The sequence below is a fragment of the Chroococcidiopsis sp. [FACHB-1243] genome, assembly GCF_014696895.1.
Lineage (GTDB): Bacteria > Cyanobacteriota > Cyanobacteriia > Cyanobacteriales > Chroococcidiopsidaceae > Chroococcidiopsis.
This window is the reverse complement of record NZ_JACJQX010000085.1, coordinates 1-11,691: the sequence shown is the minus strand read 5'-3', so window position 1 is coordinate 11,691 and position 11,691 is coordinate 1. Positions and strand designations below refer to the sequence as shown.

17 protein-coding genes and 1 tRNA gene are annotated in these 11,691 nt (G+C 43.3%); 8 read left to right on the top strand and 10 right to left on the bottom strand.

The window, feature by feature from the left end:
- Together H6G17_RS30865 and msrB are read left to right on the top strand one after the other, a co-directional pair.
- Positions 1 to 149: IS1 family transposase (locus H6G17_RS30865; protein ID WP_242038694.1), on the top strand; the 149-nt coding region annotated here is incomplete at its 5' end.
- A 198-nt stretch (positions 150 to 347) separates the two neighbouring features.
- Positions 348 to 842 (top strand): peptide-methionine (R)-S-oxide reductase MsrB, encoded by a 495-nt coding sequence (gene msrB / locus H6G17_RS30860; protein ID WP_192162330.1) that lies wholly within the window; start codon positions 348 to 350, stop codon positions 840 to 842.
- 116 nt (positions 843 to 958) lie between these two features.
- On the opposite strand, the gene H6G17_RS30855 is transcribed toward msrB, so the two are convergent.
- Together H6G17_RS30855 and H6G17_RS30850 are read right to left on the bottom strand one after the other, a co-directional pair.
- Positions 959 to 1,534 carry a DUF981 family protein gene (locus tag H6G17_RS30855; RefSeq protein WP_192162329.1) on the bottom strand — a complete coding sequence of 192 codons (576 nt, stop codon included), beginning with the start codon at positions 1,532 to 1,534 and terminating at the stop codon, positions 959 to 961.
- A gap of 189 nt (positions 1,535 to 1,723) precedes the next feature.
- Entirely contained in the window at positions 1,724 to 2,155 is a 432-nt protein-coding gene (locus tag H6G17_RS30850) for a NirD/YgiW/YdeI family stress tolerance protein (protein WP_192162328.1), read from the bottom strand.
- A gap of 312 nt (positions 2,156 to 2,467) precedes the next feature.
- On the opposite strand from H6G17_RS30850, the gene H6G17_RS30845 reads away from it, so the two are divergent.
- The 3 genes from H6G17_RS30845 to H6G17_RS30835 all read left to right on the top strand — a co-directional run bounded on the left by H6G17_RS30845 (position 2,468) and on the right by H6G17_RS30835 (position 4,110).
- Entirely contained in the window at positions 2,468 to 2,845 is a 378-nt protein-coding gene (locus H6G17_RS30845; RefSeq protein ID WP_106168905.1) for a hypothetical protein, read from the top strand.
- Positions 2,846 to 2,981: 136 nt separating this feature from the next.
- The gene (locus tag H6G17_RS30840) at positions 2,982 to 3,854 is read left to right on the top strand and encodes an S-methyl-5'-thioadenosine phosphorylase (RefSeq protein ID WP_192162326.1); all 873 of its coding nucleotides are present in this window, start codon (positions 2,982 to 2,984) and stop codon (positions 3,852 to 3,854) included.
- A 7-nt stretch (positions 3,855 to 3,861) separates the two neighbouring features.
- Positions 3,862 to 4,110, top strand: a complete 249-nt coding sequence (locus H6G17_RS30835) for a hypothetical protein (protein ID WP_015156445.1) — start codon at positions 3,862 to 3,864, stop codon at positions 4,108 to 4,110.
- A 16-nt stretch (positions 4,111 to 4,126) separates the two neighbouring features.
- Here the strand turns inward: H6G17_RS30835 and H6G17_RS30830 are convergent, their stop codons facing one another.
- From H6G17_RS30830 to H6G17_RS30810, 5 genes are all read right to left on the bottom strand, one after another.
- Positions 4,127 to 5,302, bottom strand: a complete 1,176-nt coding sequence (locus H6G17_RS30830) for an AAA family ATPase (RefSeq protein WP_192162324.1) — start codon at positions 5,300 to 5,302, stop codon at positions 4,127 to 4,129.
- A gap of 366 nt (positions 5,303 to 5,668) precedes the next feature.
- Positions 5,669 to 5,863, bottom strand: a complete 195-nt coding sequence (locus H6G17_RS30825) for a hypothetical protein (protein WP_192162322.1) — start codon at positions 5,861 to 5,863, stop codon at positions 5,669 to 5,671.
- Between the two features lie 443 nt (positions 5,864 to 6,306).
- A complete protein-coding gene (locus H6G17_RS30820) occupies positions 6,307 to 6,696 on the bottom strand; it encodes an alr0857 family protein (RefSeq protein ID WP_192162320.1) in 390 nt (129 codons plus the stop codon).
- Positions 6,690 to 7,232: an HNH endonuclease gene (locus tag H6G17_RS30815; RefSeq protein ID WP_192162318.1), complete on the bottom strand. Its 543-nt coding sequence runs from the start codon at positions 7,230 to 7,232 to the stop codon at positions 6,690 to 6,692. The genes H6G17_RS30820 and H6G17_RS30815 overlap by 7 nt, the downstream gene beginning before the upstream one ends.
- Before the next feature lie 118 nt (positions 7,233 to 7,350).
- A complete protein-coding gene (locus H6G17_RS30810) occupies positions 7,351 to 7,614 on the bottom strand; it encodes a hypothetical protein (protein WP_192162316.1) in 264 nt (87 codons plus the stop codon).
- 97 nt (positions 7,615 to 7,711) lie between these two features.
- On the opposite strand from H6G17_RS30810, the gene H6G17_RS30805 reads away from it, so the two are divergent.
- A complete protein-coding gene (locus tag H6G17_RS30805; RefSeq protein ID WP_039714601.1) occupies positions 7,712 to 8,047 on the top strand; it encodes a hypothetical protein in 336 nt (111 codons plus the stop codon).
- Between the two features lie 467 nt (positions 8,048 to 8,514).
- Here the strand turns inward: H6G17_RS30805 and H6G17_RS33205 are convergent, their stop codons facing one another.
- Positions 8,515 to 8,673: a hypothetical protein gene (locus tag H6G17_RS33205; RefSeq protein ID WP_206757194.1), complete on the bottom strand. Its 159-nt coding sequence runs from the start codon at positions 8,671 to 8,673 to the stop codon at positions 8,515 to 8,517.
- Positions 8,674 to 8,677: 4 nt separating this feature from the next.
- Here H6G17_RS33205 and H6G17_RS30800 point away from each other — a divergent pair, with 4 nt between their 5' ends.
- Both H6G17_RS30800 and H6G17_RS30795 read left to right on the top strand, forming a co-directional pair.
- Positions 8,678 to 10,621 carry a GAF domain-containing sensor histidine kinase gene (locus H6G17_RS30800; RefSeq protein ID WP_206757193.1) on the top strand — a complete coding sequence of 648 codons (1,944 nt, stop codon included), beginning with the start codon at positions 8,678 to 8,680 and terminating at the stop codon, positions 10,619 to 10,621.
- 35 nt (positions 10,622 to 10,656) lie between these two features.
- Positions 10,657 to 11,226, top strand: a complete 570-nt coding sequence (locus H6G17_RS30795) for an SRPBCC family protein (protein WP_192162314.1) — start codon at positions 10,657 to 10,659, stop codon at positions 11,224 to 11,226.
- A 142-nt stretch (positions 11,227 to 11,368) separates the two neighbouring features.
- On the opposite strand, the gene H6G17_RS30790 is transcribed toward H6G17_RS30795, so the two are convergent.
- Both H6G17_RS30790 and H6G17_RS30785 read right to left on the bottom strand, forming a co-directional pair.
- Positions 11,369 to 11,441, bottom strand: a tRNA-Glu gene (locus H6G17_RS30790).
- 101 nt (positions 11,442 to 11,542) lie between these two features.
- The coding region (locus H6G17_RS30785; protein ID WP_242038694.1) for an IS1 family transposase at positions 11,543 to 11,691 on the bottom strand (149 nt) is incomplete at its 5' end.

Genomic DNA, 11,691 nt, shown 5'->3' with positions numbered 1-11,691 from the left:
ATCAGATTGAACGATTCAATAATACCTTCAGACAACGGGTTTCTCGACTAGTAAGAGAAAGTCTATCATTCTCCAAACAGTTGAACAATCATATTGGAGCGTTTTGGGACTTCATTCATGGCTACAATGCCCATCTGAGCAGGGTTTGAGCCTCACCACTACTTCCACATCACTACCTAATTGCGAACTATTGACAACAATTTTACAGATAAACGATCGGAGCAAGTCAGAAGTCAATGATTTTTAGCTGGCTTTAATTTTCATCTCAGCCGGAACTCAGAGTTTTTGCTTAGCGTGTATGAGGTGCGATCGCGCTTCTACAAATCATCGGTCAGAATATATAAATGATGAAAAAACGAGATTTTTTACACGCTAGTGCAGCAGTAGTTGGCACGGCGCTGTTATCGCGTTATCTACCTTGGAGATCGGACGATATGGCAACGGCAAATAATGAATTTGAGATCGAAAAAACTGAGGCAGAGTGGCGCAAAACATTAACACCAGAACAGTTTCGCGTCCTGCGTCAACACGGAACCGAACGGGCTAGGACTAGTCCCTTAGACAAGCAATATGGCAAAGGTACATATGTCTGTGCTGGTTGCGGCTTACCGCTATTTACATCGGAGACTAAATTCGACAGCGGTACTGGGTGGCCTAGCTTTTTCACTCCGATTGAAGGTGCGATCGCGACATCTGTAGATAAGTCACTGTTTATGACCAGAGTTGAAGTCCATTGTCGTCGCTGTGGCGGGCATTTGGGTCATGTCTTCGAGGATGGTCCCAAACCGACTGGTAAGCGTTATTGCATGAATGGTGTGGCAATGAACTTTACTTCTGGCTAGTAGGACAGCTATGTATGCGCAGGGGCGGGTTTAGCTAAAATATCTATCAGAGTCAAAACTGTTTGAAAAACCCGCCCGTACAAAATTCGTGTCTGTCTCAATGGCAATCGCATAGACTACCGCATTGGCGCTGGAACCCACTGCTGAAAGCTATCTAAGTGACTCCAATAAGCCATGTATCCGGTCAGCGCCCAAATTAATGCAGCGGCAATTAATCCGACTGCTCCAATAATTCGCCACAAACGGTTATTTTTGAAGTACCAGAGTGTCGGTGCGGCACAAACTCCAGCTAATCCCGTCAAAATGAAGCCGATGCCTGAGAGGATAGGTTGTTTCGTCAATCCCAAATTTATCAGGCGTACGCCTACTAAGATTGCGACTAGCCCAGCAAAGAAACCATAAATCGCTAGAGTAATTAACTCCCAGCCTTTTGCCAAGCTGATAGACGTACCAATAAATAGGATGCCAAACAGAACGCTCGTTTCACCAAATGCAATATTGAAACTGCCTCTGACAGTCCAGGTTAATGTCATGTGCAATCCAGTGGTAAGTGCGATCGCGCCCGTAATTCCAAACCCGGGAATCCATTTGTTTTGGTAGGGATCGTCCAAGCCAGCATAGACATAGTACGCCAGTAAAAACAACCCAGCGACCATGTTAATCAACATTAACGTGATGTAATCTATAAACACAAATAAACCTCATCAACCAAAAGTAGATTTTCCGAAATCTAGCCTGAGAGTCTTGAAGCTATATAACAACAGTTCAATTCTAAATTTAAAACTCTATATCAAAACTGGGGTGCAAACTATAACTGCACCCCTTATTATTTGCTCTTTTATTTCTCCTGCCAATCGCTCTAGTTTTACAGCAGTACCACTTTACGGTTTTACTGGCTGAGCAGCGGCAGGCAGACGTTCGGGCTTTGGCTTGCCTGCCCAAGGCGGCGGACCCTCAGCAGAACGAATTTCAATCGTGGAACCATTAGCACGAGTGATAGAAAAGGCATCAAACTCGCCGCTTTTTTTGCCGATCTCGCCTCTTACACTGACTTTTTCCCCTGGTTTGAGATTAATTTCTCGCCACCAACGGGGACCAGCATCGACAATAATTTCTCCCGAACCATCTCTAAGAGTGAAATCGTTACCAACAACGCTGACGACTTCGCCAGAAATAATCGTACCTCTGGCACGTTGTTGTAGATCGCCAATTCTAGTTGTACTTTGCGCTTGGGCAAAGCTAGGTAACATAGGAATGGCGATCGCGCCCACAACTGCTGTTAAGGCTAAACTTAAGAATGCTCCATGCTTCATAGTTGTTTGCCTCCAATATTCTGCTTCTAGTTTTCAGTATAAAAATGATGCAAATATGACAACAAGAGGTCAGAAATCAGAAGTCAGCAGACAAAAACTATGACGTGACTTCATAAAATAGCTAAGCTAGATTGTATTTTTTAGTTTTTGAGCTATTAAAGATTACTGCAGAATGTAACTCAAATTACATCTTGAGATAGAGATATTCAAATCTTATATTTGACATAAACTCTCCAAAAGATAGATCCATCTAGCTAAAGGAAAGTTTTACATTGATCCCAACAATAAACAAATCTATTGGGAGAAAAATTCATGAGTGAAGCAAGATCTAAAGAAAAAGTTACCCGTAATGACGAGATGGATACCTCGACAGCAGATCGGGGCATTATTCCAGCAGAGGTAGCAGCTCGTATGGATCGTGAAGGTGAAGATTATCGGGAAACAGCTGAAGAACAAGCGGGTGCTGAAAGCCTTAATGTTACAGGTGGTGCTACTGTAGACCAAGAGGGTTTAGCCAATAACTATGCAGTTGAACCCGAAATGTATTATGAAACTCCAGGCGATCGCACAGCTATCAAAGAAGCAGAAGAAGCCGAACGCCAGCAAACAGTCGAAGCACTAGATGAAGACGAACAAGGCAAGCTGACTGAAGAAGGCGACCAACGCCACAAAGGACCGGGAATCATTTAATCCTGCAAATATTGGAGACAGCTAAATACTCCAGAGGTCAGCCGCTTGACAATCTTGCAAATTGATTGAAGCGGTTTTTTGTGGCTTATTTGCCTTAGAATAATCTGACGTTGCGGCATTGCGTGGAGCGAAAATCGTGGTAGAGGCAAAAATTGGCATCATTGGAGGCAGTGGACTCTACAAAATGGAAGCACTTCAGGATGTAGAAGAGTTGCAAGTTGATACGCCTTTTGGTGCGCCCTCAGATGCATTAATTGTGGGAACCATAGAAGGAACGCGGGTAGCCTTTCTCGCTCGTCACGGTCGCAATCATACGCTTTTACCTTCAGAATTACCTTTTCGTGCCAATATCTACGCTATGAAACAGTTAGGCGTAGAATACATCATCTCTGCGTCTGCTGTTGGTTCTTTGAAGGAGGAAGCGAAACCTTTAGATATGGTCGTACCCGATCAATTTATCGATCGCACGAAAAATCGCATCTCGACTTTTTTTGGTGAGGGAATAGTTGCCCATATTGCTTTCGCCGATCCGGTATGCGATCGACTAGCGGGAATTTTAGCTGAGGCGATCGCCAGTCTCAATCTCTCAGATGTTACCCTACATCGTGGCGGAACTTATGTTTGCATGGAGGGTCCAGCTTTTTCTACCAAAGCAGAATCCCACCTTTACCGCAGTTGGGGTGCAACGGTTATCGGTATGACCAACTTACCAGAAGCAAAGTTAGCTAGAGAAGCAGAAATTGCCTACGCTACGCTAGCCTTAGTAACAGACTATGACTGCTGGCATCCAGACCACGATAGCGTCACCGTCGAGATGGTGATTGCTAACCTGCAACGTAATGCCAAGAATGCTCAAATGGTAATTCAAGAAACGGTACGGCGCTTGACTAAAAATCCTCCTACCTCAGAAGCGCACTCCGCTTTAAAGTATGCTATTCTTACACCCCTAAATAAAGTGCCTGTGGCAACTCAAGAAAAGTTGGGACTGTTGTTGAAGAAATATCTATGAAATTGATATGAAAGAGCAATTTCTCAAATGGATAAATCTTGCCCTAGTAGCAGATTTTTTTCTCGTCCTCTTTGCTTTCTTCTGGTTGGCGATCGCAGTTGCTGGTCACGTCTTGCATTTACCTTTGGGTTTAGACTTATGGTATAAGCTGTGGCAACCTGTTTTTACTCCCGCGATCGGTATTCTCATGGCTGGAACGATTATTAGCGGGTTAGCGAGTTGGGTAACAAAGCGGCTCAATTCTCAGCAGAATTGAGTTAAATGCGATCGAATTACACGAATTGGTGCGCGAACTCGTACATCAAATCTATCCTGCCTTTGCGTAACATTGCCGGATCTAATCTTTCTGTCGTATTACAGGTCATCAACACGACTAACTTTTGTTGCTCCTGAATGCCCGATTCATCAATGACACTTTGATATAACGTGCCATCGAGTAAGCTGAGAATCCGCTCGGTCTTATAATTTGATTGAGCGATTTCTGTAGAGCGATCGGGAGCTAAGTTATCAGCCTCGTTGATAATAATGCAAACTCGTTCTAAATAACTAGGCGGAACAAAATTCTCTACAGCCGCGTGGTCGAGGATAAAGATAATATATCCTAGTGGTGCGAGAATTTCTTTTGCTACGGCTTGCGCCCAAACTGTTTTCCCTGTACCAGGATTACCATACACTAATACAGCCAATTGGTTTTGGGTAAAAACTTTCTCTTGAACGGCATCAGTAAAACTTTGTACGTCAGCCGGAAAAGAATTAATAGCAAATTGGCTGTGAACTTGTCCGATTCGGCTTTGGTAGCCACTTAACATCACGGCAAGATCGTAAGTGACTTTGTTTACCAATGGTGCAAGTTTCTTTGCCATTATAGTATAACGGCGATCGCGCTCCATACTATAAAGTGGATCGATTCTCAGCCAAATTTCATGTTCCGACCAATACGCGAAAATACTACCAATACTTTTGAGTTTATTCCATTCAACAAATTTTTCTGGTGGGTAATAGAAATATTTCCCATTACTGTACTGCGTAATTAGATCTGGACGACCTAAAAAAATTAAGAGTCTAAAAATAGTAATCTCTTCTAGTTTTAACAGAACTTGTTCGATCGGAATTAAATCGCGTGTCACCGACGTAACAACAGGTATCTCAATTGATAAACTATCTCTATATCGATTATCTGGCGTAAGTGGTTCGGGCGTGATGAAGTTCCAGAACTCATCAATTTCTTCTCGCGTGGTTTCGTAGAATAAGTTTAAAAAATTTGCCCACCAAGCATAGTGTTCTCGACCGAGTGCATCAGCAATATAGCTAATTACATTCATAGCTTTGTGAGACACTTCCCACGGATTATTCGACCAAGTTTCCCAAAGATAATTTAGATCGATATCTCGATTCAGGGGTTGCCAGCCAGCACCTAATAAGTTAGGTTCTTTTTGCTTTTTGTACATATTTTTGTGTCATCGACCGCTAAAATCTACCTAAACTTGCTGAATCCAGCTAAGTCTTACTTTCCAAGCAATGTAGTTATTGAAAAATGAATTTAATTGCTTCTTTGCTATACTGTTTCTTACTAACAGCATAAATGTTTTTGCCATGTATCTTTTGTTTTGAATTTTAACTTTTAACTTTTAACTTTCGCCAAATGGAGACAGTAGGACTCGAACCTACAACCCTCGCGTTAACAGCGAGTCGCTCTACCATTGAGCTATAAGGCAACGATAACCCTCCAGGTTGGAATCGAACCAACGCTCTCCTGTTCTTCACACAGGCGCTAATACTCAGTTTTCACGGTTCGGAAAACAAGCTTTTAACTATTACAAACAACACCGATTTTCTAAGTAATAAACCTGTTGTATATTACGCACAATTTCAATAGCTTTGGCTTTTGCGCGGCGAGAATTTTTATTTTGTGCTGATTCTAATGCCGTGCAATCGCATTGAAAATCAAACTTATCGCCAGGAAAATCTGAAGGTTTTCCACCTGGATTAATTATCTGAATGTAAAACATTATTGTTTCTGGATTAGATTTGTCTCTCGACTCACTACACATATACTACAAAATGTAATACATTAATGTCAAGGGATTGGAGAAACTTGTTTTGAATTTGGCTGTAACCTTTGCAGAAACTAGGATTGTGCATAATACAAAGCTGTATTATATAGTGGCAGTACTGATAGTTTATTTATCCAGGTGCGATCGCCCGATCGAAGATAGGTATGCGCGCGTCAGTAATAGCTGTGATTTTGTGTCGCGCATCAGCCGTAGGCGTTAGCGATAGCGAAGGCGAAGCCGTTAGCGTAGCGTTAGGCGCAAAGACGCAAAGTGTTTATTCACAAAATAGATGCAAAGAAGAACACCAATTACCCATTACCAATTACTAGTAATAGGACGCACAAAGAAATCCATGCGCCCTAAACAGACATTCTTTTGACTTTTAACTTTTGACTTGCTTAGCGATCGCTCATTGCAGCACTCATTTGAGATTCTTGCCACAAATGAAACAATAACAACTCGATTGTGTAAGACAAAGACGTGACAAACACGCCTGCGGCATTCTCAGCATCGGATGCTAACCAAAATCCTTGCAAGCAGATTTCTACATATTCTGCGTCGCACTTTTCTAATGCAACTTCATCTGTACTGTACCGTTCGATCGCGGTTGCGAGTGAATTCAACTGTGGTAAATCGCCAGGTAATAGAAATGAAGCTGTGCTAGGTTCTATGCAAATCGATTCGCCTACGCGCAGGGCGAATATGGCTCGCATTGCAACCCACTCTTCTAAGGATTGAGTCAAATGCTCTAAGTGAAAACCAGTTTCGGTGTAATTCAATTTCAGCATGAGATAGAGTTTCCTCCTATGTCTGGCGGGAGATGCTCCGAGCGCCAGAATTTTTCGGCAAAAGCAACTGTTGGATGAATTGGTGTTTTAGGTTTAGAGTGCAGTAACATTCCTGCTTGCTGGGGAGTGCGATCGCTTTTATACTGGTTGCATTGTTCGCAAGCTGCCACAACGTTATTCCACGTATGTAATCCACCCTTAGAAAGAGGAATGACGTGATCGATTGTCAAGCGCTTGCTATTACCGCAATATTGACAAGCGTAATTGTCTCTTCGTAACACTTCCCTGCGATTCACAGGGGGAATCTTCCAAATTCGTTCTGTACTGGTAAACGTTAGACGAATATAGGAGGGAACAGCCATGACTAAATTGGGCGATCGCACAAATAATTCTGTCTCTTGCCCAAAATCAAGTGCTTCAGCTTTACCCAGCATCAACAGTGCGATCGCACGCTTGACGTTGATGCGGCTAATGGGTAAGTAATTTTGCGAAAACACGACCACAGGTTGCTCTAACACTTGACTGGCACTAATCACAGCTGTACTCCTCCTATAAAAAATGTTGTATTGAGAAATTTCTAGGTAGAAAACACCAAATAAAAACCCCCGTTTCTGCTTAATTCAGAAGCGGGGGCTGAAATTCCTGTAAGTCGTTTTATCCTGATGACAGTACAGTTTTATACCTGTACCTCCCGCTATCTAGTTGTGTTAGTGGTTCTGACGAATGCAGCCCGATGCTTCCATAGCCAAAATTATCGTTAATTCTTGCGGGTTGTGCTTGACTGAGGCGATCGCCTAGCCGCCAAAATCTGGCTGCACCACCCATAAACAAAGACTCCACCGCCATCGCTACTGATTCCCAACTGCCGAGACAGTTGGCGCAAGCCAGTAGAGGAGAGATGAAGCCTAAACCTTTCACTGAAGTTACACCTAATGCAGATAGTTATTTAATCCTTACTTTAAAGATACTACACTTGTATTACTGAGTTGTCTAGATCTTTTAAGGAGAATTCATGATGCATACACTCACTCGCATTCCCACCACAGAAATGGAAGTTACTAGCATCCGTCTAGAGAGGGAATTAAAAGAAAAATTAAAAGAGATATCCGGTAACCAAGGATATCAAGCTTTGATCCGAGATATTCTGTGGAATTACGTACAGCAAAAATCAGGTGATTGGAAACCGAAATTTTCCCGCGCTGATATCCGCGCTAGTATTCCAGCGACAGCACAAACAGAGGAACGCTGCGTTTTGACGGGACAAACGATCCAACCGCAAGAGGCTATGATGTTAGGATTTACCAGCAACGGCGACTTAGTACCCTTGAGTATGGAAAGTTTGGCAGGATAAAAAGGGAGCAGGGAGCAGGGAGTAGGGGCTAGGGAAAGTCAAAAGTCAAAAGCTAAAAGTCAAAATAAATTATTTCTTTGTCCTTCTTGTCCCCCTTGTCTCCCTTGTCCCCCTTGTCTCCCTTGTCCCCCTCAGCTCTCTTACATCCCCCTACCCCCCATTAGCTGTATATTCTTTCTTCTCAATAGTACGGAAGGCATACTTAAGATATAGAGGGAAATTACCTAACGGAATCTGCGGAGTACCTCCGACTCACAGCTTTTATAATCAGGGAAAATACCGATCCAGCGATTTTTGAAGCAAGATAATCTAGATAATCGAAAATACAAATTTTACTGTTGCGGTAGAAGTCGATCTAAGTTTTTTTAAATTTAGTACCTGCTTGGTCGCGCTCTGGCTAATTTGGGCATCCTAAGTAGGAAGGAGTAATCTAAGGTGAGAAAGTGTGTTAGCCAAGACTGGACTGTTTATAAAAAATCTGCTATCAACCGCTGGAGTAGGGATACACTCAAATCGCTATCAACGGAAGTTGTCCGGTTATCATCTACAAACACCTCATTGATGAAAAATGTTTCTGTTTCATCACACTCATCCTTACCAGAGCAATCGCCCAAAATCTCCTTCACACGAATGCAGCCAGCAGAAGACTTAGCTCAACTGGGACAACAGATTCTTCAAGTCGCATTGAGTCACTCTGACTCAGAAACAGCACTAACGCAAATTGCCAAATTACTTGGAGAAGTGTTTCAAGTAGATGGCTGTATAATTACGTTTGCCCCTGGAGTCACAGAAACATCGGTAGTGGGTTCGTGGTATTTTAATGCAGCAGTCTCCGTCTCGTCGCAAAAGCTCCTTCAGCCACTCCAAAAGTTAGCAGCGACAATTCCCACTCAAGCTAGCTTGCTGGCAATTGACAATCTTCATGCTCTAACTCATGAAGCGTTAACAGAAGATAAAGACTTCCCACCTACAATTAAAGCAGTATTACAAATTCCGATTTGGGAGCAAAATAAGCTCACTAGCGTTATTAGCTTGCTTTGCTACGATGTCCGTCAGTGGGGAGAGTTAGCCGCAAATGCAGCTCAACAACTCATGACATCGCTATCAATCGCGATCGCTCACCTCGCCCAAGCCCAGTCTGTCGCTACTCTGCAACGGCAAATCCAGACAGCTGCTCGTACTAAAGCTTTACTTAATCAACTAACAGTCGCTAGCCGCAGCTCGATGGAGCTGAATCAAGTGCTGCAAATGGCGATCGCGGGTACAGCTCAAGCTTTGGCAGTCAGTCGCGGCTCGATTCTGTTATTGAAGTATGTCGAGCCACAACTGAGAAACAGGGTCAGAGAAAAACTACCTAGAGCTAAAGCAACAATTGCCAGCGAATGGTGTCAGGACGTACAAGCATATACTTGTGGAGAGCATCATGGCAAGAGCGCCGAACAGTCTTTTTGGCTTTCCGAATGCGGGTTGTGCCAACAAGCGCTCGTGAATTTACCGCAGCCAGTAGCGATCGCCAGTCAAAGCGATCCACAGTTGAGCGAGCTAACATCTTGTTTAGCTCCAATTTTTGATTTTTCGCAATTTCCTGCTGCCTTAATTTTACCGATTGAAAGCCAAGGGACAGTATTAGGCTTTTTAGTTTTGCAACACTGTCGCGACCGCCACTGGCATCCAGAAGAATTATCGCTGGTAGAGTTGGTTTGCGCCCAAATTGGGACGGCAATTATTCAAAACCAAACGCTACGTCAGGTACAATCTCTTGTAGACGACCGAACTTTACAACTCCAGCGCAGTCTGGAAGTTCAAAGTTTACTTTATGAGAAAACTCGCAAGCACAACGAACAACTACGTCAACTCAATCAGTTAAAGGATGAGTTTCTCAGTACGATGAGCCACGAGTTACGTACGCCGCTAACTAGCATGAGTTTGGCAATTCGGATGTTACGGCAACAAGGAATTACTCCAGAGCGTCAGGCTAAGTATTTGGATATTTTAGAAGAACAGTGCGATCGAGAAATCAACTTGATTGCTAACTTGCTCAAGCTTCAGCAACTTGAATCAAACCAAGCTCCGCTGAAATTAGAAACTATAGATCTCAAAGTTAAACTGCAAGCCTTATCTCAGTCTTTCAAACAAACTTGGGTAGATAAAGGATTAAGCATTCAGTTAGATATCCCAAAATCTTCTCTACTAGCGCAAACAGACGAGGAAGCGTTCGATCGCATTCTTCAAGAACTTTTAACCAATGCCGGGAAGTATTCTCACCCAGATACAACTGTAGTTTTGCAAGTCACGCATCAAGTAGATCTTCAGCTCAACCAAATTGTTTTACAACTGACCAACACTGGTGCTGGTATTTCTGAAGAAGAAAGAAAGTATATATTTGAAAAATTTAGGCGCGGTCAAGGTGTGACACAGCAAGCCATTCAGGGTACAGGATTGGGACTCGCTTTAGTAAAATGCTTAGTACAGCATTTAAATGGCAATATTGAAGTAACTAGCAATCCGACTGATGATTCTGCTGCCTACGCAACCTGCTTTACTATCACCCTACCACAGACCTTTGCTCGTTAAAGTTTAACTATCTAAAGTTCAATTATCATCGAACAGTGACTCAACAGTACGACGAATCCGATCTCGATTTCGAACTCGATCAGACCAATGGCGAAGACATCGATGCTGCATCTTCAACCGAGGATGTGGAAGTACAAACAGAAGAATTGGCACACCGCCAACGCCAAATTACCGCTAAAATTCAGATTTCCCAACCCGTAGAAAAGGTGTGGCAAGTTTTGACAGCCTACGACACCTTAGCAGATTTTATTCCCAACTTAGCGGTGAGTCGGCGGCTAGCTCATCCTCATGGAGGCATTCGCCTAGAGCAAGTTGGAACTCAGCGATTGCTGCGTTTCAACTTTTCTGCCAGAGTCGTTTTAGATTTAGAAGAAAAATTTCCCCACGCAATTCATTTCGACATGGTTGAGGGAGATTTAAAAGCTTATTCTGGGAAGTGGCTGCTAGAACCTTACTTTGTATGTGAAAATCCAGGCACAAATCTCTGTTATACAGTGCGAGTATTGCCCAAGCGTACTATGCCTGTAGCAATTGTCGAGCGCCGCCTGCGGCAGGATTTGCGATCGAACCTGCTAGCAATTCGCCGCCGCGTTGAGGAGTTATAGATAGCAGGGAGCACAGGGAGTAGAGAGCAGATGAAAAAGGTTTAGCACAAGCGCCAGCTTGCAGTCAATTGATTTATCCCGAGCGGGGTTTGGCACAAAAAAACAAGAGAGGTAGTACTTACTACCTCTCTTGTTTTTCATATACCCCCAGGGGAATTCGAATCCCCGTCGCCTCCGTGAAAGGGAGGTGTCCTAGGCCTCTAGACGATGGGGGCGCGTCTGAGTTCAACCTTATCTAGGTTAGCGAATCTAACGAGTTCTGTCAACACTTTCAGCAGAAAAAATTCGGGTAGTGATGTGGAAGTAGTGGTGAGGCTCAAACCCTGCTCAGATGGGCATTGTAGCCATGAATGAAGTCCCAAAACGCTCCAATATGATTGTTCAACTGTTTGGAGAATGATAGACTTTCTCTTACTAGTCGAGAAACCCGTTGTCTGAAGGTATTATTGAATCGTTCAATCTGAT